Origin of the sequence: Xenorhabdus sp. PB62.4, from assembly GCF_014467285.1 — a bacterium.
Taxonomy (GTDB): domain Bacteria; phylum Pseudomonadota; class Gammaproteobacteria; order Enterobacterales; family Enterobacteriaceae; genus Xenorhabdus.
The window spans coordinates 118,815-143,716 of record NZ_NKHR01000005.1 but is presented as its reverse complement, the minus strand read 5'-3'; the positions used below and the strand labels follow the sequence as shown (position 1 = coordinate 143,716).

Annotated in this window: 28 protein-coding genes; 8 read left to right on the top strand and 20 right to left on the bottom strand. The window is 44.1% G+C overall.

Annotation, left to right across the window (positions count from 1 at the left end; translation table 11 throughout):
• Positions 1-266 precede the first annotated feature (266 nt).
• Positions 267-683 (bottom strand): hypothetical protein, encoded by a 417-nt coding sequence (locus Xenpb_RS06810; RefSeq protein ID WP_187653707.1) that lies wholly within the window; start codon positions 681-683, stop codon positions 267-269.
• A 111-nt stretch (positions 684-794) separates the two neighbouring features.
• A complete protein-coding gene (gene yjgA, locus Xenpb_RS06805) occupies positions 795-1,331 on the bottom strand; it encodes a ribosome biogenesis factor YjgA (RefSeq protein WP_099116016.1) in 537 nt (178 codons plus the stop codon).
• Between the two features lie 198 nt (positions 1,332-1,529).
• Between yjgA and pmbA the strand changes: the two genes are divergently transcribed.
• A complete protein-coding gene (pmbA, locus tag Xenpb_RS06800; protein ID WP_187653632.1) occupies positions 1,530-2,873 on the top strand; it encodes a metalloprotease PmbA in 1,344 nt (447 codons plus the stop codon).
• Positions 2,874-2,923: 50 nt separating this feature from the next.
• Here pmbA and rnk read toward each other — a convergent pair whose 3' ends face one another.
• The 15 genes from rnk to Xenpb_RS06725 all read right to left on the bottom strand — a co-directional run bounded on the left by rnk (position 2,924) and on the right by Xenpb_RS06725 (position 16,365).
• Positions 2,924-3,334: a nucleoside diphosphate kinase regulator gene (gene rnk, locus Xenpb_RS06795; protein WP_099116018.1), complete on the bottom strand. Its 411-nt coding sequence runs from the start codon at positions 3,332-3,334 to the stop codon at positions 2,924-2,926.
• A 205-nt stretch (positions 3,335-3,539) separates the two neighbouring features.
• Positions 3,540-4,772: an alanine racemase gene (gene alr, locus Xenpb_RS06790; protein WP_187653631.1), complete on the bottom strand. Its 1,233-nt coding sequence runs from the start codon at positions 4,770-4,772 to the stop codon at positions 3,540-3,542.
• A gap of 945 nt (positions 4,773-5,717) precedes the next feature.
• Positions 5,718-6,197 (bottom strand): hypothetical protein, encoded by a 480-nt coding sequence (locus tag Xenpb_RS06785; RefSeq protein WP_187653630.1) that lies wholly within the window; start codon positions 6,195-6,197, stop codon positions 5,718-5,720.
• 32 nt (positions 6,198-6,229) lie between these two features.
• Complete coding sequence (locus Xenpb_RS06780) at positions 6,230-7,444, bottom strand: MFS transporter (RefSeq protein WP_187653629.1); 1,215 nt, start codon at positions 7,442-7,444, stop codon at positions 6,230-6,232.
• 792 nt (positions 7,445-8,236) lie between these two features.
• Entirely contained in the window at positions 8,237-8,509 is a 273-nt protein-coding gene (gene npr, locus Xenpb_RS06775; RefSeq protein WP_187653628.1) for a PTS phosphocarrier protein NPr, read from the bottom strand.
• A gap of 21 nt (positions 8,510-8,530) precedes the next feature.
• Entirely contained in the window at positions 8,531-9,382 is an 852-nt protein-coding gene (gene rapZ / locus Xenpb_RS06770) for an RNase adapter RapZ (RefSeq protein WP_047963568.1), read from the bottom strand.
• Between the two features lie 39 nt (positions 9,383-9,421).
• Positions 9,422-9,889 carry a PTS IIA-like nitrogen regulatory protein PtsN gene (gene ptsN / locus Xenpb_RS06765; protein WP_047963569.1) on the bottom strand — a complete coding sequence of 156 codons (468 nt, stop codon included), beginning with the start codon at positions 9,887-9,889 and terminating at the stop codon, positions 9,422-9,424.
• Positions 9,890-10,066: 177 nt separating this feature from the next.
• Positions 10,067-10,354 carry a ribosome hibernation promoting factor gene (gene hpf / locus Xenpb_RS06760; protein WP_047963570.1) on the bottom strand — a complete coding sequence of 96 codons (288 nt, stop codon included), beginning with the start codon at positions 10,352-10,354 and terminating at the stop codon, positions 10,067-10,069.
• Between the two features lie 23 nt (positions 10,355-10,377).
• A complete protein-coding gene (gene rpoN / locus Xenpb_RS06755; protein ID WP_187653627.1) occupies positions 10,378-11,823 on the bottom strand; it encodes an RNA polymerase factor sigma-54 in 1,446 nt (481 codons plus the stop codon).
• Positions 11,824-11,897: 74 nt separating this feature from the next.
• Positions 11,898-12,623 (bottom strand): LPS export ABC transporter ATP-binding protein, encoded by a 726-nt coding sequence (gene lptB, locus Xenpb_RS06750; RefSeq protein ID WP_099115601.1) that lies wholly within the window; start codon positions 12,621-12,623, stop codon positions 11,898-11,900.
• Between the two features lie 6 nt (positions 12,624-12,629).
• Positions 12,630-13,199 carry a lipopolysaccharide ABC transporter substrate-binding protein LptA gene (lptA, locus tag Xenpb_RS06745; protein ID WP_187653626.1) on the bottom strand — a complete coding sequence of 190 codons (570 nt, stop codon included), beginning with the start codon at positions 13,197-13,199 and terminating at the stop codon, positions 12,630-12,632.
• Positions 13,180-13,773 (bottom strand): LPS export ABC transporter periplasmic protein LptC, encoded by a 594-nt coding sequence (lptC, locus tag Xenpb_RS06740; protein WP_187653625.1) that lies wholly within the window; start codon positions 13,771-13,773, stop codon positions 13,180-13,182. The genes lptA and lptC overlap by 20 nt, the downstream gene beginning before the upstream one ends.
• Positions 13,774-13,791: 18 nt before the next feature.
• Positions 13,792-14,355, bottom strand: coding sequence for a 3-deoxy-manno-octulosonate-8-phosphatase KdsC (gene kdsC / locus Xenpb_RS06735; RefSeq protein WP_187653624.1), 564 nt, complete (start codon positions 14,353-14,355; stop codon positions 13,792-13,794).
• Between the two features lie 28 nt (positions 14,356-14,383).
• Positions 14,384-15,352, bottom strand: coding sequence for an arabinose-5-phosphate isomerase KdsD (gene kdsD / locus Xenpb_RS06730; protein WP_187653623.1), 969 nt, complete (start codon positions 15,350-15,352; stop codon positions 14,384-14,386).
• Positions 15,353-15,387: 35 nt separating this feature from the next.
• Positions 15,388-16,365: a calcium/sodium antiporter gene (locus Xenpb_RS06725; RefSeq protein ID WP_099115596.1), complete on the bottom strand. Its 978-nt coding sequence runs from the start codon at positions 16,363-16,365 to the stop codon at positions 15,388-15,390.
• Between the two features lie 230 nt (positions 16,366-16,595).
• On the opposite strand from Xenpb_RS06725, the gene mlaF reads away from it, so the two are divergent.
• From mlaF to murA, 7 genes are all read left to right on the top strand, one after another.
• Positions 16,596-17,399: a phospholipid ABC transporter ATP-binding protein MlaF gene (gene mlaF, locus Xenpb_RS06720; RefSeq protein WP_187653622.1), complete on the top strand. Its 804-nt coding sequence runs from the start codon at positions 16,596-16,598 to the stop codon at positions 17,397-17,399.
• 10 nt (positions 17,400-17,409) lie between these two features.
• Positions 17,410-18,192 carry a lipid asymmetry maintenance ABC transporter permease subunit MlaE gene (gene mlaE, locus Xenpb_RS06715; protein ID WP_187653706.1) on the top strand — a complete coding sequence of 261 codons (783 nt, stop codon included), beginning with the start codon at positions 17,410-17,412 and terminating at the stop codon, positions 18,190-18,192.
• A 4-nt stretch (positions 18,193-18,196) separates the two neighbouring features.
• Positions 18,197-18,709 (top strand): outer membrane lipid asymmetry maintenance protein MlaD, encoded by a 513-nt coding sequence (gene mlaD / locus Xenpb_RS06710; protein WP_187653621.1) that lies wholly within the window; start codon positions 18,197-18,199, stop codon positions 18,707-18,709.
• A gap of 33 nt (positions 18,710-18,742) precedes the next feature.
• Positions 18,743-19,372: a phospholipid-binding protein MlaC gene (mlaC, locus tag Xenpb_RS06705; protein ID WP_187653620.1), complete on the top strand. Its 630-nt coding sequence runs from the start codon at positions 18,743-18,745 to the stop codon at positions 19,370-19,372.
• Position 19,373: 1 nt separating this feature from the next.
• Positions 19,374-19,727 carry a lipid asymmetry maintenance protein MlaB gene (gene mlaB / locus Xenpb_RS06700; RefSeq protein WP_187653619.1) on the top strand — a complete coding sequence of 118 codons (354 nt, stop codon included), beginning with the start codon at positions 19,374-19,376 and terminating at the stop codon, positions 19,725-19,727.
• A 148-nt stretch (positions 19,728-19,875) separates the two neighbouring features.
• Entirely contained in the window at positions 19,876-20,130 is a 255-nt protein-coding gene (ibaG, locus tag Xenpb_RS06695) for a BolA family iron metabolism protein IbaG (RefSeq protein ID WP_187653618.1), read from the top strand.
• 57 nt (positions 20,131-20,187) lie between these two features.
• On the top strand, positions 20,188-21,450 hold the full coding sequence (gene murA, locus Xenpb_RS06690) for a UDP-N-acetylglucosamine 1-carboxyvinyltransferase (protein WP_187653617.1): 1,263 nt from the start codon (positions 20,188-20,190) through the stop codon (positions 21,448-21,450).
• Between the two features lie 152 nt (positions 21,451-21,602).
• Here the strand turns inward: murA and degS are convergent, their stop codons facing one another.
• From degS to zapG, 3 genes are all read right to left on the bottom strand, one after another.
• Complete coding sequence (gene degS / locus Xenpb_RS06685; protein WP_187653705.1) at positions 21,603-22,658, bottom strand: outer membrane-stress sensor serine endopeptidase DegS; 1,056 nt, start codon at positions 22,656-22,658, stop codon at positions 21,603-21,605.
• Positions 22,659-22,770: 112 nt separating this feature from the next.
• Complete coding sequence (gene degQ / locus Xenpb_RS06680; protein WP_187653616.1) at positions 22,771-24,150, bottom strand: serine endoprotease DegQ; 1,380 nt, start codon at positions 24,148-24,150, stop codon at positions 22,771-22,773.
• 257 nt (positions 24,151-24,407) lie between these two features.
• On the bottom strand, positions 24,408-24,812 hold the full coding sequence (zapG, locus tag Xenpb_RS06675) for a Z-ring associated protein ZapG (protein WP_099115587.1): 405 nt from the start codon (positions 24,810-24,812) through the stop codon (positions 24,408-24,410).
• Between the last annotated feature and the right edge of the window lie 90 nt (positions 24,813-24,902).

Genomic DNA, 24,902 nt, shown 5'->3' with positions numbered 1-24,902 from the left:
GATATTCTAAGTACTTTATTTCATTTCCCATCATTTGAAGAATGGATTCTCTTTCTTCAGAATTGTCTGAACTAAATATATGACGTTCATATAAAACAGATAAATAATTTAACTCGTCAATATATTTTTTTCTCGATACATTACTGTTAATGAATATTGATGTAGAGAGTGCTAATTGCCGCATTCTTGTTTTTTATGCAATGCTTGTATTCTAAAGTAAGACTCTCTACCAGAGCGACCGTATAAGCCATACATTTTAGTAAATATCATTTAATGGATTGAGATTGCAGAAATCCAACCTGCCAGTGGCCTTTTTTCATGGCTTCTACAGAAGGTACAAATCTGCGTATGGAGCTTTGAATTAATAGCCAGGTTAATTCGGCGGCGGCAATCGGTGAACCCGAACCTTCAACAACGGCAATGCCCCGCTGTTTGCACAAGGCCAGATCGATATTGTAAGCAACTTTTCCCGTTTGGCTGATCAGTTTTAAATTGGGGGTTTTAGAAAAAAATTTCTCATCAATAAGTGTTCTTTCACGGATCAATATCAGGGCATCAGCCTTGGATAATAATTCTTCTGCTTTAGGATCACGGTCAAGGGCACCCAGACAAACTTCCTCAAAATCACTGTGCTGGTACAAAGCTTGAAGGTGTTTTGTAGCGTATTGATAATCATCAGGAATAACGACTAACGTTTAATTCAAGGTGTTAACGTAAGCTGAATTGATATGGAAATGAGGAAGGTATAGAAGGAAGTACCGCCAATTCTTAACGAAATGGCGGTGAAGAGGATACTAAGCGGATTCCGATAACTCTTTCAGGTATTGGAACATCTGGCGGTAAGATTTCGGTGGCTTGTTGGCCGCCTTCTCTTTTTTGGCGTTGCGGACCAGTGTGCGAAGTTGCTGGCGATCCGTATGTGGATACAGCGCCACGACTTCTTCAAGCGCATCGTCGCTTTCAAGGAGTTTGTCACGTAGCTCTTCCAGTTTATGCAGAATAACAACTTGCTGGTTGTGACGGTTTTTCAGTTTATCCAACGCAATCGTGATTGGTTCAGGATCACGGGCACGCAGTAGCTTTCCAATTAGCTGCAATTGACGGCGACGGCCTTCACGTTTGATTTTTTGTGCCAGTTCAATGGCTGCCAGCAAATCTTCATCCAGTGGAATACGCTCCAGTTGGCTTTTGCTGAGTTCAACCAGCTCTGTGCCTAATTTTTTCAGTATTTCAGCATCCCGCTTGATTTCACTTTTACTGACCCAGATTATCTCTTCTTCTTCCTCTTCAGCAGGATAATTGTTGAGCCAATCTTCAGGCTGCTTTGCCATAATTGTTTTCCTTCTAAAAAGGCCGGATAAGGTGCATTTTGGAGCATGACCTATCGTCCGGTGGGTGTTAACATCCTAATATTGTGTATTGTAACTGGGAAAATTGCCTGATTACCACCCGGCATTCATGTCATGAACCGGACGGAGGCATTTTTTCTGACGAATTCTCTCTTTAATTCATTGGATTATGGTTAATTAATGATAGTTACCAATCAACAAGTCGCAGAGCAACGTAAGCAACTGGAAAACGCAGTCGCTCACGCTCTGGAATTAGCGAAAGCCGGTTGTGATGCCGCAGAAGTCGCGGTTAATAAAACCACTGGGATTAGCGTCAGCACGCGTTTCAGTGAAGTCGAAAATGTTGAATTTAACAGCGATGGCGCACTGGGAATCACTGTTTATCATCAGCAGCGCAAAGGCAGCGCTTCTTCAACCGATCTCAGCCCAGAGGCAATCGCCCGTACTGTTCAGGCTGCAATTGATATCGCTCGCTATACATCTCCTGATCCTTACGCAGGCCCTGCTGATAAAGAGCTGTTGGCATTTGAGGCTCCGGAGTTGGATCTTTTCCATCCTGCGGACTTGGATGCAGATACGGCCATTGAATTGGCGGCCCGTGCTGAACAAGCCTCATTGCAGGCAGATAAACGCATTACCAATACCGAAGGCGGTAGTTTCAACAGCCATTATGGCATTCGGGTATTTGGCAATAGCCATGGCATGCTGCAAAGCTACTGCTCAAGCCGTCATTCAATGTCGAGCTGTGTGATCGCTGAGCAAGATGGCAACATGGAGCGTGATTATGCCTATACCATAAGTCGCCATTTTGACGAGTTGAAATCACCTGAATGGGTTGGGCAGGAGTGTGCCCGTCGTACACTTTCCCGTCTGGGAGCGCGTAAACTGCCAACGATGAAAGCGCCTGTTATTTTTTCTGCGGAAGTGGCAACAGGATTATTCGGTCATTTGGTTGGTGCGATTAGCGGTAGCAGCATCTACCGTAAATCTTCTTTCTTGTTGGATAGTCTGGGCAAACAGATCCTGCCTTCATGGCTGACAATTGAAGAACAGCCTCATTTGTTGCGTGGGCTGGCCTCAACACCATTTGACAGTGAAGGTGTGCGTACAACGCCGCGCGATATCATCAAAGATGGGATTTTGCAGACGTGGTTGCTGACTTCCTACTCTGCCCGTAAGTTGGGTATGACGAATACAGGCCATGCGGGCGGAATTCATAACTGGCATATCGCAGGTCAGGGACTGGATTTTGCGGGTTTGCTACGTGAAATGGGAACCGGCCTGCTCGTTACTGAGCTGATGGGTCAAGGCGTTAGTGCTGTCACTGGGGACTATTCCCGCGGCGCATCCGGTTTTTGGATTGAAAACGGCGAGATCCAATACCCGGTCAGTGAAATCACCATTGCAGGCAATTTGAAGGACATGTGGGCGAATATGGTGACAATCGGTAATGACATTGAAACACGCAGTAATATTCAGTGTGGTTCAGTATTGCTGTCGGAAATGAGTATCGCCGGTCAATAGGGATACTCAATCAACAACAGCCAGTTTGGTGTAACCGGGCTGGCTGTGAGTTAGCGGTGATATTCACCTGCGGCTTCTGGTTGATAAATTATTTCTAATACTTTTACGCGTGTCTTTTCGCCGTTAGGTAATTTCCAGCTAATTTCATCGTTCACTCTCAGACCCAAAAGTGCGGCACCCAAAGGAGCCATAACGGACAAATGTTTGGTGCTGTCTTTCAGAGATGCCGGATAGACGAGTGTGCGAACACGTTCTTCATTGCTGCCCAGATCAATAAAACGAATTTCACTGTTCATTGTGACAACATCGGCAGGAATGTCGGGTGGAGACACAATTTCCGCTCTATCCAGCTCTTCATTCAGGGCAACTGCAATGCTGGTGTTAGCAAATGCAGGTTGTTCCAACAAGGAATCTAAACGTTCGGCATCCAGTTCGTTGATAATAATTTTAGGTTTTGTCATACCACGCTCCAAATTAGACTCAATACAAAATAACACCCCGCATCGCAAGGAGGGGGGTGTTATTTTCGAAGTGATTAAAATGATATTAGGCTGTTCTGCCGTGAAAATAAAGAGATCATGATCACGAACTGTTTTGTGTTGTTAATGAGATAAAGCTCATTAACACAGGTCAGAAGAATAACCCGATATCATTTGGAACGGCTGATTAGGAGCCTGTAACCGCGATTTTTGGGTTGGTTTCTCCCCAGATGGAAAGTAACTCAAAAATCGGTATACCGCTCCATGCCTGAATGTCAGACTGAGTGATTTCATTGTTGCCTTGTTTACCGAAGAGCACCACTTCATCGCCCGCTTTCACGTCAGGCAGGTCAGTAACGTCTACCATCGCCGTGTTCATGGAAATGCTGCCAACAATTGGCGCACGGTGACCATTGATCAGAACATAGGCTTTGTTTGACATTCTGGAGCTGATGCCATCAGAGTAACCCACTGGCAGGTTGGCGAGTTTGGAATCACGTTTCAGGATGTAAGTGTTGTCGTAGCTAACACCATTGCCTTTAGGGTATGACTTGATAGAAGCAACACGGGTTTTTACTTTAATCAGCGGCTTGTATTCTGGATGGCTATCAGGCAGAACGCCGTAAAGTGCACTACCAACGCGCGCCATATCGAATTGTGCTTCTGGGATACTCATGGACGCAAAAGAGCTTGATGCGTGCAGAGTGATTTCATCTCTTTTCAGGTTGGCGGTTTTGATCAACCAAGAAGTTTGTTCTGTGAAGTTCTTGATGCTTGAACGGATTACATCCAGATCGCTGATAGCATGGTGGCTCATTATGCCGATCAGTTTCAGGTTAGGTAACTGAACGATTTTCAGTGCGTCTTGTTGACCTTGCTCAGTTTTCATTTCCAGCCCGTTACGGCTCATGAGTCCGGTGTTCAGTACCAGATGAACGCGAATTTGTTTGCCATGTTTTTTAGCCAGTGCATCAACAGCTTGAGCCTGTTCCAGATCACCGACCATTTCTTCCATGTCATAGCCCAGTGTGCTTTCAATTTCACTTATATCAGCGGTGCGGACGCGCAGTAATTGTCCTTTATAGCCGCTCTCACGCACGATGCGGGCTTCTTCATTACTGGTAATGCCCACACAAGTTACGCCCGTTTTAATGACAGATGGCATCAGCAAGCCGATACCATGGCCGTAGGCATCGCCTTTCAGAATCGCACACATTTTGGTGCCTTTATTCAGGTTTTTTTGCAGTGTGTGGATATTGTTTTCGAAAATCGTGGGATTGACTTCAACCCAAGAGTTGTTGTGGGCAGCAACTTTTTGTGCTTGAGCATTGTCTAAGGAAAGAATAGGTGCAGCGTGAGCGGCACCTTGGCACAGAGTCAGACCAAGAAAAATAGCCAGTGTAGTTTTACTAAAACGCATGAAGTAAATCTCCAATTTAGGAACTGTACATATAACGTTCTCTTTGTAAATGTGTTTTAATAATAAAGTCTTTTTAATCTAATTTCACATGGTTAACTTATTGAGTGCTAACATTTATTATCAATATAATACTATTTATAAATAGTCGGGGTAATTAACTAAATTAATAGTTTAAACAACTCAGCTTTATCTTTGGTGAATATTTAGTGATCAGGATTTATTAAGCTTTTTTTATCTTTGGTTGGTTTTTACGGCTGTTTTTATGTTTGTGCGGAAATATGGGAGATAGTTTGGAGAAAAAATAGTTTTGATGTGCTAATCAAAATGGGCTGAACAATGTAATAAATGGATGCTCGGTTGTTTTCGTTACAAACACGCCAAGTCGCGCCCGTTTATAGCCCGAATCGGGTAGCTTTGTTTTACAGGCCTTTCGTTTAAAAATACGATGCTATGATTGGGAAATTACAACTTAACAGGACTGTTACCAATTATAGGGGTTCCGGTTACCCGTCGAGCGTAAATTTCCTCTTTCAGTGTCTCTGTAAAAATGACAGACAAAGTATTCGATAAAGAAAGGGGGCGTCTATCACATCACTACATAAGGTTGGAAAAATATTTACCGAAAAATTTTTTTATCCGTTTTTTTGCCCTTCTGAACGGAGTAAAATACATATTTTTCAATCCTGAGTAATTTTCATATTTCTCACCTGCCACACCAAATACAAGCTCTGCTTTAGCTGGAGGAAACATTTGAGTACCAAATAACTTGTCCCAGAAAGAAAAAATGAAACCGAAATTTCTGTCATGATGTCGTATATCACTACTATGATGCAGTTGGGATAAGCAGGGCTGACGAAAATATTCCTTTAGATAAGTTATTTTTAAATGGTGATGTAATCACTTCAGGAACAGGATCAAAACCTAAATGTTTTCTTTTATCAAATATCAGATTTTTGTCCCTTGTGTAACATAGTATGAGCTGGAAACGGTTATTATACGGGCATGGTTCACGCCAGTGTTCAATTTTTTACCATCAAGGATTAGAATGTCCGTAATATTCATATCTACCCGATTTCCTTCAATATAAATACCCCAGTCACTTTCCTCAGCTTTATGAATACCAAGAGAGATAATGTAATCAACTGAATTTCTATCTTTATGATGAGGAAGTTGGTAATTTTTTTTATAATTCCAAAGAAAAGAGTAACTGGGATAAACAGGTTCTCCGACTGTCTTCGATACAAAATCACAATAATAACTTAACATGGCTTCAAAATAGGGAAGTGCATAGTACATATGCGCTTCCACAGAATCCGTATTACCTTTCAGAAGCCCGCAATTGGCAGAGATTGCTAAGTAGCGATACAGAATATCTATTTCTCGTTCAGATATTGCATTTTTGACGACTAACATTCCGTTAAACATTTTTATCCCTCATGATTTTACTTATGAAATTATCATGCCGATTGTGAATCCGGTAAATTAATTTCGCTGAGCTTATGTGAGTTATACATATATATGCTTCCTTTTATTTTTTTAACGAATAAGATGAAGTAAATTAATGTAATACAGAAAATAATACTGGTTATACGAAAAGTTGTATCTATACCATAATAATTAGCAATAACACCTCCAATAATCGGCATAATTATTGCTACCAAAGCAGACAACATCTGAATTATGCCTGTTGTTTTCCCTACATTTTCGTAACCCACCGTGTTTCTGACACCATAACGTACGGCAAAAAAAGTAATTCCCGATGATATCCCTACTATTACTATGGCTGAATAAAAAGCTAAAACAGAGGTGGTGTTTGAAGGTAAAAAACCAAAGCAAGTAAACGCTGTCGCATTGGTAAGAATGGAATAAAGTAAAACTGATTTTGCTATTATTCTTTTTATCAGAAATGAAGCCAGCTTAGTTCCTGCAAAACTACCCAGTCCCATTAAGGAAATGATAATACCAATACTGTTTTCATCCTGTCCTATTACTTTAAAGAAAATTCCCAACATATCATTACTGAGATAAAAGGCCAGATTCGAAATCGTATATGCGGTAACAAGAATACCCAATTCCTGCTTCTTCAACATTATTTTTAAAAATGAATATGATTCTGACGGTTCAGTAACCTGAGAAATTTCTGAGTGGTGATACTGTGTATGGTCAAGAAATGTGCTCAACGATGCTACCAGATTTAAGATAACAGAGAGCCCGACGACAAACCATATCCCCCAAAGACCATATGCCCCGATGACAATAAGTGGAATAATGATCCTACTGATGCTGATTAAATATCCATAGATTTCATAAAACCGACTAGTTTCTTCATCATCCTTATTCAATTTTGTATTTGAGATATTAATCCCGCTCCTGACCAGAGTTTTAATGAAAGCCGTGGCATAAAGTACGAGAATACTACCTCCTAACCCGATGAATGGTATTACGCACGCATTAGCTGAAAACAATAATATTCTGAACCGTCGAATTTCATATCTGTCAAAAAGTTTCCCGAATAAATAACTAGAAAAGAGGAAAGGCAAAGAAAAACATGCCCCAAGAATCCCTAACTGTAAAGGATCGGAATGTAATAAATAAATAGCGATAATGTTAAATATTGCATAATCCAGATATGTGTCAAATTCATTGGCACCTATGCCAATATATTTTATCATTTTCGAACTTCCATTATCCAAATGGATGATTGGGCAGGTATAAATTTATTTTACACCTACCCGGATATAATCAATTAAACACCTAATGGTTGATAATCCATAATATACCTCTCCAGTCAGAGATTGTAAGATTATTGATATGTTGTTCCCTTGCAAGGTGAGTACAATGTATACAAGTCATATTGGGAATACAAGTAATGTTATTCGTTTTAGAAAAAATATGTTATCTTGTTGTCTGATTGTTTAATGTATATAATTATTAAAAATTAATTAATATTTGATTATTTAAATATAAAAATAACCACTGTTAAAATATAAATAAACATTACAGCTCACTATAAAATATATTATATATCCAGTCAGGGAAAGAGCATGAATATTTATTTCTTTCTTAGTGCATTAAGGCCGATAACTAACACCTTATCAAATAATCAGGGTAAGATTCTAGGGTGGAGTATGAATACCTCAATTTCATTCATATAGAGTTATAATCAAAAATTGTTGATATGATACTTATTATTCCTCTTAAAATATTACCTTTTTGGGATTTTTTTAAGCTGATTTTATTCATAAAAAAATCAAACTTAAGCAATGGATAATAAGTAAATATTCATGCTGTAAAGCATCAAGCTCAAAATCAGTGTTGTAAAAATGGAGTGACCATAGATTTTATGCTCTCTCCAATAAGGAGTGGCGACAGAATAGCTGCCCCAACCGACTAAACCATGAAGTTTTTGAGACGGAGAGAAGGGATAACAAGCCTTTCGAGCCAATGTGCTTAGGGAGAGGATGCTATTCTTCGTCAAAACCAGAATTAAAGAGTTCAACAATAGCTGCCAGCGCCTGCTGTTCATCAGGCCCGATTGCTTCAACTTCAATATAGCTGCCTTGTTCGGAATCCAGCATAAGCATGGCAATCACGCTATCAGCTTCGGCTTGTAAGTTATTGCTGTTGCGCAGGATCACCTGCGATTGAAATTGCTGCACAAGGTCATACAGTTTCATCGCAGGTCTGGCATGTATACCAAGCCGATTTTTAATCTCAAGCCGTTGTTTGACTGTCATGCTTTACTTACATTGGTTGCACTATTTACGTTTTTCCAGTGTGCGGTGACGTGATTGCACGTTTTTACCACGAGAACGGAAGTAATCTGCCAGTTGTTCAGCAACATAGACAGAACGGTGTTTACCGCCTGTACAGCCAATGGCAACAGTCAGGTAGCTGCGGTTATTGGTTTCCAACATTGGCAGCCAAAGTTCAAGATAACTGCGGGTCTGGTAAATGAAGTTATGCACTTCTGTATGGCGATCCAAAAATGCTGCAACAGGACGATCCAAACCAGTCATTGGGCGCAGTTTGGGATCCCAGTGAGGGTTTGGCAGGAAACGCACATCGAAAACATAGTCTGCGTCGATCGGGATGCCATGTTTGAAACCAAAAGATTCAAATACCATGGTAAGTTCACGTTCCCGTTTACCCAGTAAACGTGTCCTGAGCATTTCTGCCAGTTCATGGACAGACATTTCAGAGGTATCGATGATCAAATCGGCACGAGAGCGCAGAGGTTCCAGCAGATCACTTTCTTGGTCAATTGCACTTTCCAGTGACAGATTTTTGCTTGATAGCGGATGTAAACGACGCGTGTCACTGTAGCGACGGATCAGAGTATTGCGATCCGCATCAAGAAACAGCAATTGTGGTGAAAAACTGTCCGGTAATTGCGTGAGAGCTTCTTCGAAGACTTCTGGTGATTCCGGCATGTTTCTGACATCAATGCTAACCGCTGCTGAAATATCGCGTTCAGCCAGCGTGTTTGCCAGTTCTGGCAGCAACACGACCGGTAGGTTATCCACACAATAGAAGCCCATATCTTCCAACGCACGCAGGGCAACGGACTTTCCGGAACCTGAACGACCGCTGACTATCATCAGCACCATGAGGCGACTCCCCTATATGTTTATAATTGTAATCGCTGTTTATTCAGTAATGATTTTGTATAGCTCTTCGTCACTCTGTGCTGAGCGCAGACGACGGCAGAGTGTTTTATCTGCAAGGCGCTTTGCAATCAATGATAGTGAGTGTAAATGAGTTTGACACTGATCCGATGGCACCAATAAAGCGAACAATAGGTCAACAGGTTGATTATCTATGGCATCAAAGGTGATGGGTTGTTCCAGATGCAAAAATACGCCAACGGCATTTTTAGAGCATTCTTTGTCCAATTTGCCATGGGGAATTGCAATCCCATTGCCAATGCCAGTTGTTCCCACTTTCTCGCGGGAAAGAATGGCTTCGAATACAGCATATTCTGGTAATCCAAGCTGTTTTGATGCCAGCTCACTGATAATTTCTAAGGCACGCTTTTTACTCGAACACGGTACGTTGTTACGTGTGCATTCGGGCGAAAGCACTGAGCTTAGTGGTAAATCTGTTTCGTTGTTCATTTCTTTATTCACTTAGGGCCTTGTTATACCGGATACCTAATTGGGGCATCCGGTATTGATGCACTGTTTATACCCGTCGTCTTTCAAGTTGCCGCTTTGTTGGCTGCATCTTGGAATCCATTGGGTATATAGATAGAACAGCAATAATTGTATGACGGCCCCGTTGCCTGAAAGCTGTTAATGTTGTCTCAATTTACTTTTGTGTTTGGTCAATTGACGCGCTAGCTTATCTGCCAGTGCATCAATTGCCGCATACATGTCTTCATGCTCTGAGGTTGCATGCAACTCACCTCCATTAACATGTACTGTGGCTTCGGCAATCTTCTGCACCTTTTCCACTCGGAGGGTGACCTGAATGAGGTTAATCTTATCGAAATATTGATCCAGCTTGCCGCATTTGGTGTTTACAATGTTGCGCAGTGCATCTGTGATTTCAATATTGTGGCCTGTAACATTGAGTTGCATAGTGTTTTCCTTCTCTGTGTTGTTCAAACCAGCTTTTTGCGTTGGTTTGAAGGCGGGATGGATAACGACTCTCTATATTTTGCGACAGTTCGCCGCGCCACTTGAATGCCTTGTTCAGCCAGTATACTGGTTAATTTACTGTCACTCAGAGGCTTGGCCGGGTTTTCTGCCGCGACCAGTTTTTTCACCAGAGCACGTATTGCGGTAGAAGAAGCTTCGCCCCCGCTATCGGTGTTGACGTGACTGGAGAAAAAATATTTAAGTTCAAAAATTCCTCGTGGGCTATACAGATATTTCTGTGTCGTCACACGGGAAATGGTGGATTCATGCATGTCAACCTGGTAGGCGATATCAGCCAGTACCAGCGGTTTCATGTGTTCCTCACCATATTCAAAAAAGTCTTGTTGCCGTTCGACAATACTGCTTGCGACTTTCAATAATGTCTCATTGCGACTTTCGAGGCTTTTTATCAGCCACTTGGCCTCTTGCAAGTTATTGCGAATGAATAGGCTATCACGCTCATTGTGGGCCCGTTGCCCCAGTGCTGCGTAATGTTGGTTGATGCGCAGACGGGGGATGCTATCGGTATTTAGCCTGACTTGCCAGCTTTCATTTTCTTTCTGCACCAATACATCAGGAATAACATACTCGGATTCACCGGTGTTGACTGCCAGTCCCGGTTTCGGCTCCAGAGATTGAATGATATCAATTGCCTCTTTTAGGGTGCTCTCTTTTAATTTGCTCTGACGTAATAAATTACGGAAATCCCGGTTGCCAAGCAATTCAAGGTAGTTGCTGACAACAAGTTTGGCGTCGTTTAAGTGAGGCGTCTCTGACGGCAGCATTGAAAGTTGGATAAGCAGGCATTCACGTAAATCACGGGCAGCAACGCCAATGGGATCAAAATGCTGTATGCGCTTGAGAACGGTTTCAACCTCTTCCAGAGTGAGTTCATCATCACCCATGCCGGTAAGAATTTCGTCAGTTGGGACGGTCAGGTAACCAGTATCATCAATCGCATCAATAATCGAAGTGGCAATGGCGGAATCCGTTTCGGTAAACGGCGTCAAATCTGCCTGCCACATCAGATAATCTTGCAGTGTCTGGGTGGTTTCTCCCTGATACATGGGAAAATCATCCGCATTGTAGTCACTGCTGGTCCCTGAAGGCGTGCCAGCGGAGTAAATCTCATCCCAACTGGTATCCAATGGCAGCTCTTCAGGCATATTTTTCTGTTCAAGTGCTTCGCGGGTATCCATCGCTGCTGTTTCAAAATCAGCGTCAGGAAGCTCTTGGCTATCCACTTCCTGATGCAGATCATCTTGTTCAAGCAGCGGGTTGGTTTCCAACGCTTGCTGGATCTCTTGCTGAAGTTCAAGCGTAGAAAGTTGCAACAAACGGATAGCTTGCTGGAGCTGGGGCGTCATCGCCAATTGTTGACTGAGCCTGAGTTGCAAACTTTGCTTCATAGCGTTACTACTTTCTCCTTAAATCTAGCTTGAATGATTCCCTGCATTGCGTCTGACTGACAGAAGAATGAGGATTAAAGGCGGAAGCCTTCACCCAGATAGACGCGTTTGACCTGTTCGTTACTCAGGATTTCATCAGGTGTTCCGTGGGCAATCAAGTTGCCTTGACTAACGATATAAGCCCGCTCGCAAACATCCAGTGTTTCACGGACATTATGATCGGTAATCAGGACACCCAGACCGCAATCCCGCAGGTGTTGAATGATCTTTTTAATATCCAGTACGGAAATTGGGTCAACACCCGCGAAAGGCTCATCCAATAGGATGAATTTGGGATTGGCGGCCAGCGCTCGGGCAATTTCTACACGGCGACGTTCGCCACCAGAAAGTGATTGCCCAAGGTTATCACTCAGATGAGCGATGTGAAATTCTTCCATCAACTCTTTTGCGCGCGCTTTTCGTTGTTCTTGGTTTAAGTCTTTGCGGATCTCAAGGACAGCCATCAAATTGTCTAATACGCTCAGACGACGAAAAATAGAGGGCTCTTGCGGTAAATAGCCTATCCCACGACGGGCGCGTTCATGTAACGGCATCAGGCTGATGTCTTCTTCATCAATCGTAATGGTGCCGGTATCACGTGGAACAATGCCGACTACCATGTAGAAAGTGGTGGTTTTACCTGCGCCATTGGGGCCAAGTAAGCCAACAATTTCCCCTGAATTCACTTTTAGGCTGACGTTTTCAACGACCTTACGGCCTTTATAGGCCTTAGCCAGATTTTCTGCGTTTAGTATTGCCATATGCCGTTATTTACTCTTTTTTTGAAGTTCAGTTTTTTGAACATCAGTTTTTTGAACATCAGCACCCGGGCCTTTTTCCTGTAGCTGAGCAGGTAACAGGACGGTGGTAACACGTTTACCTTTATCACTAAAGGCTTCCATTTGTTGTGTTGGTACCAGATAGGTGATTTTATCGCCCTTGATATTACTGTCCAGTTGTTCAAGATAGGCATTACCTGTCAGGGTAACCAGCTCATTGTCCATCTCATAGCGCATCTTTGAGGCATGCCCCTTGATGGGCTTACCGTCATCCTGCAATTGGTAGAAAGTCGCTGGGTTGCCGAAGGCTTCAATGACCGTCTTATTCGAATCCCCTTCTGGACGGGTGACAACGACTTTATCTGCATGAATATCGATCGAGCCTTGTTTGACAACAACGCTGTCCGTAAATGTGGCAACGTTACCCGTTAAATCCAGCGACTGTCTCGCTGAGTCAATGGTAATAGGCTTTTTCGTATCATCTTTCAAGGCCAGTACAGGCAGGCTCGCTGCAAAAAGCGTACTGGCAATAACGGTATTACGGATTAGGTTGTTCATGTGGAATCTCATAACGAGTGGTCACCTTTTCAATCAATTCAGCAGTTTTGTTTCGCAGATTGCCGCGCATTTTCATGCCAACAGACTTTATATCAATGCCAATAAGGGTGGCTTGGTCATCAGATGCGACATCTTGGGTTGTGAGATTGACGGTCGCATTGTCTGTTGTGATCCGTTGCAGTTGTGACGCATCGGACAGGCTATCCACTTGGACATCCCCATACAGGTAGAGCATTTTATCATTGGTTAGTTTGGCTTGGTTGGAACGTACTGTCCATGTAGGGATTGGGGTTCCAGGGATGCTATTCGGATCAAATGTTGTCAATACGGGCTTGGTAAACCAAGTCAGTTTCGTTTCCGCATAGTTTTTAACATCGTCGGAGACCAGTTTGTAAACCAACTTTCCTTCTGGATCGTAGACGAAAGTAATGGCTTTTTGGGTTTGATAAGTGGGATGACCGTCATCCACAATGGCGGATGATGTATCATCATTTACATTAGATAAATTCCAGCCAATCAACGCAAGCGCGATCAATATCAGTATTGCAATCAGCCAGGATTGAATTTTGCTCATTCTTTTTTCAATTTTAGTTTATATGGATAATCCTTTGGCGCCTTCCAGCTTATTTTGAGCGAAGAGCACCAAATCACAAAGTTCCCTGACTGCACCACGACCACCCGCAATCCGGGTCACGTAATCTGCCTTCGGCAACAGCAGTGGATGGGCATCAGCAACCGCAGCAGATAATCCAACCTGTGCCATGACGGGCCAGTCAATAAGGTCGTCACCAATATAGGCAACTTGATCTGGCTGTAACGCTAGTTTATCCAACAGTTCTTGATACGCCAAAAGCTTATCGTTTTGGCCTTGGTAAAGATGTGTAATGCCTAATGTTTTTGCGCGATCTTCCAGCAATTTTGCCTTGCGGCCGGTAATAATCGCAACTTCAATGCCCGAAGTGATTAAACAACGGATGCCATAACCATCACGAACATTAAATGCTTTCAGCTCTTCCCCTTGGTTCCCCATGTAGATCAGCCCATCAGACATGACGCCATCAACATCACAAATCAGAAGACGAATTTTACTGGCTTTTTCGATAATATTTTTGTTAACCGGACCATAGCAGGTGTCCAGAGACTCTTTTTGATTCATTAAGGGATTCTCTTAAGGTTTATACTATTTATACGACTCCGGCCTGTAAAAGGTCGTGCATATGTAATACACCAAGCAATTTGTCTCCTTCTGTAACCAACAGGGACGTAATGTGGCGTGATTGCATCAGATTTAGCGCATCAACGGCCAGGGCATTGGGTTTGATGCGGATGCCTCCGGAAGTCATCACATCAGAGATTTTCGCATGGTTTAAATCGATTCCCATATCGAAAACCCGGCGTAAATCGCCATCAGTAAAAATTCCGTTGATCTGCATGTCTGCATCGCAAATAACTGTCATACCTAGCTTTTTGCGTGTGATTTCCACCAAAGCTTCACGCAATGTTGCTGTACGCGGAACACGGGGAATGTCATCACCTGTGGTCATTAAATCACTCGCCAGTAACAGAAGTTTGCGTCCCAGTGCGCCACCCGGGTGGGAAAGTGCAAAATCTTCGGCAGTAAAACCACGGGCTTGTAAGAGGGCAACGGCCAAAGCATCTCCCATGACAAGCGTGGCTGTCGTGCTGGTGGTTGGTGCAAGTCCCAACGGGCAGGCTTCTTGTGGCGTTTTAATACATAAATGGACATCAGCGGCTTTTCCCATGCTACTGATATAGTTATTTGTCATGCAGATTAGCGGAACTTTTTGTCGCTTGAGAACAGGAATCAACGCCAGAATTTCATTTGATTCACCTGAATTGGAAATTGCCAGAACGATATCTTTTGATGTTACCATACCAAGATCGCCGTGGCTGGCCTCGCCGGGATGGACAAAGAAAGAAGGCGTGCCGGTACTGGCAAATGTTGCAGCGATTTTCCGCCCAATGTGGCCGGATTTGCCCATTCCCATGACAATGACTTTTCCCTCACAACCAAACATCAATTCACAGGCCTGACTGAAATCGTCATTGATATATTGTTCCAGACCAGCCAGTCCGTCGAGTTCGATGTGTAATACTTTCTTACCTGCTTGCTGAAAATCGATCTTAGGCATTTCTATTTCCCACTCTTTTCCCATTCAATCGGCAATTAATGAGTACCGTAATAATTAGAAACAAAAAGTACGACAAAATAAGTGATAAAACAGCTCAATAACAAGATGCCGTTCAATCGGTTCAATCGGTGCTTTCTTCCCAGACAGAATACCGTGAATAGTATACTGGCTGCCATCATGACCCAAAAGTCCCGGGAAAAAGCTTCGGGTGAAATAACACTGGGGGAAAGTATGGCGGGAATACCCAAAACGAGGGTGATATTGAATACATTAGAGCCAATAATACTTCCCATTGCCATATCATTCTCACCTTTTATGGCTGCGGCAATCGTAGTGGCGAGTTCAGGCAGGCTGGTTCCCACGGCAAGGATGGTCAGTCCGATGACCAGTTCACTCACTCCATAAATGCGCGCAATGACGGTTGCGTTGTCAATCACCATACGGGTAGAAATAGGGAGAATAATCAAACCCAAAACAACCCAAAGCAGGGCAATGCCTTTGTTGCCTTCGACAGGTAATTCCGCATTTCGTTCCTGAGTATAACTATCCATGCCATCAGACTGGGATAATGAGGTCATTTTGATCATCAGGGCGATGAAGAAAAGGGCTGAAAGCAACAAAAGGATACCATCCAGACGGCTTAGGTAACTGTTAGATAACAGATATCCGGCAAATGCAGTGATCACCAGCATCAGTGGCACTTCCTGGCGCAGGATATTGGATTTCACTGTGATTGGCCTGATGAACGCCGCAGCACCTGTAATCAGCAGCAGGTTAGTAATATTGGAACCAATGGCATTGCCCACGGCCATGTCCGGCAGCCCGTCTAAAATTGCTGTAATAGACACCATGAGTTCTGGCAGTGAGGTTCCGATTCCTATAATGATCAGACCAATAATAAATGGAGGGATCTTCATGGCACGGGCAAAAACCGCAGCACCATAAACCAATCTATCGGAAGCATATACTAGTAAAATCAACCCGGTAATGAGCAGTACAATAGTCAGAAACATGGGGGCGCCTTAAATAAGATTTATTCCGAGCATAATGCTAATAATGGTTGATTTCTAAACATGAAATGTTTATTCAGCTAGACTTATACATTCTGACGGCCAAGAGATAAAAAGTAAAATTTGTCACCATTTTGCTAACGCAAACTGGGCAATTTTTTTGTAGTATGCGTCATGGATTATTTAAATAAAGTAATGAAGACAGTTCTATTAACGGTTAGGGGCTATCAACAATGAGTCAACAAACAGCAAATCTAATTGAGATCTGCGGTATGTATTTCACCCGAGGTCAACGCCCGATTTTTGCTGATATTAATCTGACCGTCCCGAAAGGAAAAATTACCGCCATCATGGGGCCTTCCGGTATAGGAAAAACCACTTTGTTGCGTCTGATTGGAGGGCAAATTCGCCCTGAACGCGGCGAAATCTGGTTTGATGGCGATAATATTCCAGCGTTGTCCCGTCCACGCCTTTATGCTGCCCGCAAGAAAATGAGCATGTTATTTCAGTCAGGTGCATTGTTTACTGATCTGAATGTTTTTGACAATGTCGCTTTTCCTTTGCGTGAACATACCCAATTACCCGAAGCGTTGATTCATACAACCGTGATGATGAAATTGGAAGCGGTAGGGCTGCGTGGTGCTGCGTACTTGATGCCATCGGAATTGTCTGGCGGCATGGCAAGGCGGGCGGCACTGGCGAGGGCAATCGCACTCGATCCTGATTTAATCATGTTTGATGAACCGTTCGTTGGTCAAGACCCTATCACGATGGGGGTTCTGGTGAAACTGATCGATGAGCTGAATCACGCACTTGGTGTTACGTGTGTTGTGGTTTCCCACGATGTACCTGAAGTACTGAGTATTGCTGACTATGCCTATATTGTGGCTGAACGGAAAGTGATCGCAGAAGGGACACCAGAACAATTGAAAATGAATCAGGATCAGCGGGTACGGCAATTTCTGGATGGTATCGCTGATGGGCCAGTACCTTTCCGTTTCCCTGCTGGGGATTACAAAACTGAGTTATTAGGATAATGGAATGGTGATGTTAACACGAGCATTGGCAGCATTGGGCCGGCGTATGATTGAGGTTACGGCTTCATTCGGTCGTGCGGGTTTCATGTTGTTCAGTGCAATTATTGGTAAGCCGGAGCCTGCCAGACAATGGAAACTCTTGCGTCAGCAACTTTATAGCGTGGGTGTTCAGTCTTTGCTGATTATTGTGGTTTCAGGGCTGTTTATCGGCATGGTTCTGGCATTGCAGGGCTATCTGGTTTTGACCACATTCAGTGCCGAGGGCAGCCTTGGCATGATGGTGGCGCTCTCACTGTTGCGTGAATTAGGGCCTGTGGTGACGGCGCTGTTGTTTGCGGGGCGGGCGGGTTCAGCTTTGACCGCAGAAATTGGTTTGATGAAAGCGACGGAGCAAATTTCCAGTCTGGAAATGATGGCTATTGACCCACTGCGTCGAGTGATTGCTCCACGTTTTTGGGCGGGTTTTATCAGTATGCCTTTGTTGTCTCTGATCTTTGTCGCTGTTGGGATCATAGGGGGCGCGATTGTCGGCGTGGATTGGAAAGGCATTGATGGAGGCTTTTTCTGGTCGTCCATGCAATCTGCGGTGGAATGGCAAAAAGACTTGCTGAACTGTTTTCTCAAAAGTGTCGTTTTTGCCATCACAGTAACGTGGATTGCTCTGTTCAATGGTTATGACGCTATCCCAACGTCGGAAGGGATCAGCAGGGCGACAACGCGTACAGTAGTTCATGCGTCGTTGGCGGTATTGGGTTTGGATTTTGTGCTGACAGCACTGATGTTTGGGAACTAAGTTGATGCAAAACAAGAAAAATGAAATTTGGGTTGGGGCTTTTGTCCTGATTGCGTTGGCTGCAATCATTTTTTTATGTCTGAAAGTGGCGGATATCCGTTCTTTCGGCAGTCAGCCGACTTATCGTGTCTATGCCGCTTTTGACAATATTGGTGGCCTGAAAGTGCGTTCACCGGTGAAAGTCGGTGGTGTGGTGATTGGCCGTGTGGAAAAAATCTGGTTGGATCACAAAACCTATACACCACAAGTTGAATTGGATATTTTCACGCAATACGACAACATACCAAATACCAGCTCGCTTTCTATCCGAACTTCAGGGTTGTTGGGTGAACAATATATTGCACTCAATATTGGTTTTGATGACCCTGATTTGGGAACCTCCATGTTGAAAGATGGAGACAAGATTGAAGATACCAAGCCAGCGATGGTACTTGAAGATTTGATTGGTCAGTTCTTGTATAAGAGCGGTAGCGGAAATCAGGAAAAATCCGCTTCGACACCTGAACAAGCACACTAACCAGTAAACCACTGCTTAGGAGAAATAATACTTATGTTTAAGCGATTACTCATGGTTGCGTTGCTTGTGGTTGCGCCATTGGCCAGCGCTACGGATCAAACTAATCCCTACGCATTGATGAAAGATGCGGCAGAAAAAACGTTTACCCGTTTGAAGAATGATCAACCGCAGATTCAGTCGAACCCGGAAGTCCTGCGTCAAATTGTGCGCCAAGAATTGTTGCCTTATGTGCAAATAAAATATGCTGGCGCACTGGTGTTGGGGCCTTATTACAAACAAGCGACACCTGAGCAGCGTGACGCTTATTTCAAGGCGTTTGAATCCTATCTGGAACAGGCATATGGTCAGGCTTTGGCTATGTATCATGGGCAAAATTACCAAATTGCACCAGAGCAGCCATTGGGCGATAAGACCATAGTGGCAATCCGTGTCACGATTACTGATTCTAATGGGCAACCGCCGATTCGTTTGGATTTCCAATGGCGTAAAAACAGTAAAACAGGTTACTGGCAGGCTTACGACATGATCGCTGAGGGCGTGAGCATGATCACCACTAAACAGAATGAGTGGGCGGATATCCTGCGTCAGAAAGGTATTGATGGGCTGACTGAACAATTGTCTATCAGCGCGAAAGCGCCAATCACTTTAGAACAGAAAAAGTGATATGAAACAGGATATTCTTGATAACGGTATAGTCGGTAACGCACCGGCCAGTCAGGAGACAGTGAGCTGGGAGAAAACGGAGAATACACTGTTTCTGAAAGGAACATTGGATCGTGACAGCCTGCTTCCTTTGTGGCAACAAAAAGACCGAGTGATGGAGGGGATCGATAACATAGATGTTTCCCTGCTTCATCATGTGGATTCCACCGGGCTGGCTCTTTTTGTTCGTTTAAAGGGAGAGTGTCAGCAGCAGGGTAGAACTCTGACACTTTCAGGTGTGGGAGAACGTCTGGAAACGTTGGTTGCGTTGTATGGTCTGCAAAGTCTGCTGAACGATAACCCGCCCAAAGCGTAATTCTTTCTTTCGATAATCAACGCCCTTGTAAGCCATCCTCTTACAGGGGCGTTTTTCTTGGTTTAAGAGTCGCCTAGATTCCATTAGGATAGGCGTCTACTATTATTTTTTAACGACACTATTTTCTAACAATGGGTGTGAGCAATTTATGGATAATAATGAAATTAAAAAAGTGCTGATAGAAAGTCTGGCACTTGATGAAGTTATCGTTAGCGGCGATGGCAGCCATTTTCAGGTTATTGTCGTTGGAGCAATTTTTGATGGCCTGAGCCGTGTCAAACAACAGCAGACAGTTTACGCTCCTCTGATGGAATACATTGCAGATAATCGCATTCATGCGTTGTCAATCAAAGCTTATACACCTGCGCAGTGGCAACGTGACCGCAAGCTTCAGGGATTTTGAGGCTGTTTGCTTCGCCGCGAACAGCACACTTTGAATTAAACAAGAGAATCATGACAGATGGATAAATTTCGTGTGAAAGGGCCTACTTGCCTGTCGGGAGAGGTTACGATTTCCGGGGCAAAAAATGCCGCATTACCAATTATGTTCGCAGCGTTGTTGGCAGAAGAGCCAGTTGAATTACAGAATGTTCCTGAATTGAAGGATATTGATACCACCATCAAATTGCTCAATCGCTTGGGAACGAAAGTGGAACGTAATGGCTCCGTTTTTGTTGATGCCAGTGGAGTCAATGAATATTGTGCTCCTTACGAACTGGTCAAGACAATGCGTGCTTCCATCTGGGCATTGGGGCCGCTGGTGGCACGTTTTGGTCAGGGGCAAGTCTCTTTGCCGGGCGGTTGTGCCATTGGGGCCCGTCCTGTCGATCTCCATATTTCCGGGCTGGAGCAGCTTGGTGCAAAAATCGTGCTGGATGAAGGTTATGTCAAAGCTTCTGTAGATGGCCGTTTGAAAGGGGCCAGCATTGTCATGGATAAAGTCAGTGTCGGGGCAACAGTGACTATTATGACAGCGGCAACATTGGCGGAAGGTACAACTGTCATTGAGAATGCGGCGCGTGAACCTGAAATTGAAGATACGGCTAATTTCCTCAATACGTTGGGAGCGAAAATCAGTGGTGCAGGCACTGATCGCATCGTGATTGAGGGGGTTGACCGTTTAGGCGGTGGGGTTCATCGTGTTCTGCCTGATCGTATCGAAACAGGCACTTTTCTGGTGGCTGCGGCGATTTCCCGTGGCAAAGTGGTTTGCCGTCATGCCAAGCCCGATACACTAGATGCTGTTTTAGCGAAACTGCGTGAAGCGGGTGCGGACATCAAAGTGGGCGAGGATTGGGTTAGTCTTGATATGCACGGTCAGCGCCCTAAAGCAGTCACATTCCGCACGGCTCCGCATCCGGGTTTCCCGACTGATATGCAGGCGCAATTCAGCCTGTTGAATATGGTTGCGGATGGTGCAGGAATGATCACTGAAACCATCTTTGAAAATCGCTTTATGCACATTCCTGAGTTGATTCGTATGGGCGCTCGGGCAGAAATCGAGAGCAATACAGTGTTATGTCACGGCGTTGAAAAACTGTCTAGCGCTCAGGTGATGGCGACTGACTTGCGCGCCTCTGCAAGTTTAGTGCTGGCAGGTTGTATTGCTGAAGGAACTACAGTTGTAGATCGTATTTATCATATTGACCGGGGTTACGAGCACATTGAAGATAAGTTGCGTGGTCTTGGGGCGAATATTGAGCGAATTAAGTCAACTGATTAAGCGAAATTAGTTTTTTCTTCGTTCATTTAATCCCTCGTTCCTTTATGGACGAGGGATTAAACACTTTTTCCATGCACTGTTCAGGTTTCGAATGTGCAGATCCTCAAGATACCAATTTCACTCACCATCAATTTCACTAATCATCAATTTCACTAACCATCAAACTCAACAATAGTGACACTTAGGGTCAATGAAGTTCCATCACGCAGTACGGTGACAGGAACAACGCTACCGGGATGAATTTCTGCGACTTGATCCATTGTTTCAGTGGGGGAAACGGCAGGTTGGTGATTGACGCTGGTAATGATATCGCCCACTTTGATGCCAGCTTTTTCGGCCGGGCCTCCCGGTGCGACCTGAAAAACACGCATGCCTTGAATTTGATTGATATTACTGCCTGATGAGCGGATATGGGGTAATTCTCTGGCTGTGATACCTATATATCCTCTAATAACCCGTCCGTCACGGATTAATTTCTGCATAATTGTCGTAGCCAGTTTCGTTGGAATGGCAAATCCCAACCCTTCAGGTGTTGAGCCAAACTCTGACTTATCAAACGTTAACGTATTGATCCCGACTAATTCCCCTAACGTATTAACCAAAGCACCCCCTGAGTTACCTTGATTAATTGAGGCATCTGTTTGCAGGAAATTCTGGCGGCGGGTCGGGCTAAGCCCAACACGCCCTGTCGCACTGATAATGCCTTGCGTGATGGTTTGCCCCAAATTGTATGGATTACCGATAGCCAGAACGACATCTCCCACATGAGCCACACGTTTAGGATTGATGGGGATTACAGGAAGATCTGCGGCATTAATTTTCAAAACCGCCAAATCGGTTGGGTCATCTGAACCGACCAGCAGGGCTTCATAGAAACGACCGTCTTGCAGGGCGACAATGATGGAGCCGGCTTTATTGATGACATGCTTGTTAGTCAGAATATAGCCATGTTCACTCATTATAACGCCAGAACCCAGGGGCCGGAGTTCCCGGCTTTCATGGGAAAAACTACCCATACTGCTGCTATAGATATTGACAACAGCAGGGGCTGCCCGCCTGACGCCTTGGCTGAAACTGTAAACTTTATTGCTGGCGTTATCGCTCAGGAGATTTTTTAAGCCATTGGGTTGCAGGGAAGGAATGGCAATCAGCAAAATAGCTGCAATTAATAAACCTATCAGTATAGAGCGCAATAACTTGGTCAGCATGGCATTATTCAGTAATAATTGATTGAAAAGAAGAATAGCATAGAAGCGAACAGACACAGCATGATACTGTGTCTGTCATGGACATTAGATCGCGTTTTTAATATTTAATTGATTAATTACGCAGTAACAGATAAATATTATCGTCACCACGTAAGACGCTTAATGCGACAACTGAAGCTTTATCTTCAATGACTTTACGCAATTCGCCAATATTCCGCACACGCACATTATTGGCGCCAACAATTAGGTCATCTTTCTGCAAACCAGACAGTGCAGCAGGCGAGTTCTGAACAATGGAGTCTACTTTGACACCTTGAGTGCTTTTCACCGTGGCATTGCTCAGGGTTGCACCTTGCAAGGCAATACTCAGTTTTTCTGCTTTGGTTGACTGGCCATCACTGTTATCCAATGTTACGGTGACTTCCAGTGGCTTCCCTTTGCGTAGCAGGCCAATTTTGACAGCTTTGCCCGGAACGGTTGTGCCAATTTTTGCCCGCAATTCAGCAAAGCTGTTGATCTTCTTACCATCAAAAGAAACCAATACATCCCCTGGTTTGATACCCGCTTTGGCGGCAGCCGATTTAGGTATAACTTCGCTGACAAATGCCCCTTGTTGTGCATCGATGTTGAGTGCCTTAGCGATATCTGCGCTCATTTCGGTTCCTTTGATCCCGAGTATGCCACGTTTGACTTCTCCATTGGCAATGAGTTGTGCAGAAAGGCTTCTGGCCATATTACTTGGGATAGCAAAACCAATACCCACGTTACCACCGCCCGGAGCAATAATGGCGGTGTTAATACCGATTAATTCCCCTTTCAGGTTAATCAAGGCACCACCTGAATTACCGCGGTTAATGGACGCATCGGTCTGGATAAAGTTTTCCAGACCTTCCAAATTCAGGCCACTGCGGCCAAGAGCGGAAATGATCCCGGATGTAACAGTTTGCCCCAACCCAAATGGATTACCGATTGCTACGGCATAATCCCCGACGCGCAGTTGGTCGGAATCAGCGAACTTAATGGCTGTCAGGTTTTTGGCATCTTTCAGTTCTAAGAGTGCGATATCCGTTTGGGGATCGCGCCCAACCAGTTTTGCGGAGTATTCGCGACCGTCGTTTAATTGGACTCTTATTTTGTTAGCATTTTCAATGACATGACTATTGGTCAGCACATAGCCTTTATTGGCATCAATAATAACGCCGGATCCTAACCCCTTGAATGGGCGGCTTCGCTGTTCTTGTGGCGGAAAAGCAGGTCCAAAGAAGAATTGGAAATCTTCGGGTAATTGAAGCTGTTGATTTTGTACTTCAGTACCTGAAACATGCACGGTAACAACGGAAGGAAGTACTTTTTCCAGCATTGGTGCCAGACTAGGCAATTCTTGAGAGGCCACGGCAGCAGGTAATGCTGCATTACTTACCATTGGAACTGAAGCTAAAGACAGTCCAATACTGATAGCGAGTGCGCTAAGCAATGTATTTTTTCTTTTCATTGAATACGTTCTCTTAATACCTATAGCCAAAAAAGGGAAGTTGTACTTAAGAGACCTATCCTGTCAGGGAGTTTAATCTTCCCGGAAATTACGCTTATCGGGATAGGTTCTAAGCATAATTAATTCGATGCTGCTATGACTACTGATTATTCAGCAAAGTTCACTAATAATGTAGTTTCAATGAATTTCTTTACAGGTATTTACGTGAATTCACTGTTAGTGCGCCGTGGCACCGAATGTTACCACGGCAAAAAAATTTACTGTTTCTTATCTTGGATAGGACGGAACAGGCCGGATGCGCCCTCAGAATAATCCCGTGGAGGTATGTCCGATGCCATTTTATTTTTCTCGGCTTCGGATCCGCTCAGGCGATAATTAAAAGGATTATCCTGTATCGGCATGTTAGGCATCAGGTCGTTGGAACTTTTGGCCATGTGCTGATATAACTGACGATAATCGCGAGCCATATTATCAAGTAACTCAGCGCTGCGGGCGAAATGGCTGACCAACTCTTTGCGATACTCTTCTAATTCAGTCCGGTTTTTCTCTAGTTCTGCTTGTAGTTCATTCTGTTGGCGTACCTTTGAGCTGCCAAAGCGGACAGCCAGCGCGCCGACGATAAAACCAATGATTAATCCGATCAGTGCATATTCCCAAGTCATGGCAACTCCTTTAGTCACATCATTGTTTTGCAATATCAGTTCTGCAATATCATTACTACCACTATAACCGCTAATTTAGTCAGAGTGGAA

Coding starts and splice junctions, on each gene's coding strand:
- yjgA (WP_099116016.1), bottom strand. CDS start 1,331: ATGGCAAAGCAGCCTGAAGATTGGCTCAACAATTATCCTGCTGAAGAG.
- pmbA (WP_187653632.1), top strand. CDS start 1,530: ATGATAGTTACCAATCAACAAGTCGCAGAGCAACGTAAGCAACTGGAA.
- rnk (WP_099116018.1), bottom strand. CDS start 3,334: ATGACAAAACCTAAAATTATTATCAACGAACTGGATGCCGAACGTTTA.
- alr (WP_187653631.1), bottom strand. CDS start 4,772: ATGCGTTTTAGTAAAACTACACTGGCTATTTTTCTTGGTCTGACTCTG.
- Xenpb_RS06785 (WP_187653630.1), bottom strand. CDS start 6,197: ATGTTTAACGGAATGTTAGTCGTCAAAAATGCAATATCTGAACGAGAA.
- Xenpb_RS06780 (WP_187653629.1), bottom strand. CDS start 7,444: ATGATAAAATATATTGGCATAGGTGCCAATGAATTTGACACATATCTG.
- npr (WP_187653628.1), bottom strand. CDS start 8,509: ATGACAGTCAAACAACGGCTTGAGATTAAAAATCGGCTTGGTATACAT.
- rapZ (WP_047963568.1), bottom strand. CDS start 9,382: ATGGTGCTGATGATAGTCAGCGGTCGTTCAGGTTCCGGAAAGTCCGTT.
- ptsN (WP_047963569.1), bottom strand. CDS start 9,889: ATGAACAACGAAACAGATTTACCACTAAGCTCAGTGCTTTCGCCCGAA.
- hpf (WP_047963570.1), bottom strand. CDS start 10,354: ATGCAACTCAATGTTACAGGCCACAATATTGAAATCACAGATGCACTG.
- rpoN (WP_187653627.1), bottom strand. CDS start 11,823: ATGAAGCAAAGTTTGCAACTCAGGCTCAGTCAACAATTGGCGATGACG.
- lptB (WP_099115601.1), bottom strand. CDS start 12,623: ATGGCAATACTAAACGCAGAAAATCTGGCTAAGGCCTATAAAGGCCGT.
- lptA (WP_187653626.1), bottom strand. CDS start 13,199: ATGAACAACCTAATCCGTAATACCGTTATTGCCAGTACGCTTTTTGCA.
- lptC (WP_187653625.1), bottom strand. CDS start 13,773: ATGAGCAAAATTCAATCCTGGCTGATTGCAATACTGATATTGATCGCG.
- kdsC (WP_187653624.1), bottom strand. CDS start 14,355: ATGAATCAAAAAGAGTCTCTGGACACCTGCTATGGTCCGGTTAACAAA.
- kdsD (WP_187653623.1), bottom strand. CDS start 15,352: ATGCCTAAGATCGATTTTCAGCAAGCAGGTAAGAAAGTATTACACATC.
- Xenpb_RS06725 (WP_099115596.1), bottom strand. CDS start 16,365: ATGTTTCTGACTATTGTACTGCTCATTACCGGGTTGATTTTACTAGTA.
- mlaF (WP_187653622.1), top strand. CDS start 16,596: ATGAGTCAACAAACAGCAAATCTAATTGAGATCTGCGGTATGTATTTC.
- mlaE (WP_187653706.1), top strand. CDS start 17,410: ATGTTAACACGAGCATTGGCAGCATTGGGCCGGCGTATGATTGAGGTT.
- mlaD (WP_187653621.1), top strand. CDS start 18,197: ATGCAAAACAAGAAAAATGAAATTTGGGTTGGGGCTTTTGTCCTGATT.
- mlaC (WP_187653620.1), top strand. CDS start 18,743: ATGTTTAAGCGATTACTCATGGTTGCGTTGCTTGTGGTTGCGCCATTG.
- mlaB (WP_187653619.1), top strand. CDS start 19,374: ATGAAACAGGATATTCTTGATAACGGTATAGTCGGTAACGCACCGGCC.
- ibaG (WP_187653618.1), top strand. CDS start 19,876: ATGGATAATAATGAAATTAAAAAAGTGCTGATAGAAAGTCTGGCACTT.
- murA (WP_187653617.1), top strand. CDS start 20,188: ATGGATAAATTTCGTGTGAAAGGGCCTACTTGCCTGTCGGGAGAGGTT.
- degS (WP_187653705.1), bottom strand. CDS start 22,658: ATGCTGACCAAGTTATTGCGCTCTATACTGATAGGTTTATTAATTGCA.
- degQ (WP_187653616.1), bottom strand. CDS start 24,150: ATGAAAAGAAAAAATACATTGCTTAGCGCACTCGCTATCAGTATTGGA.
- zapG (WP_099115587.1), bottom strand. CDS start 24,812: ATGACTTGGGAATATGCACTGATCGGATTAATCATTGGTTTTATCGTC.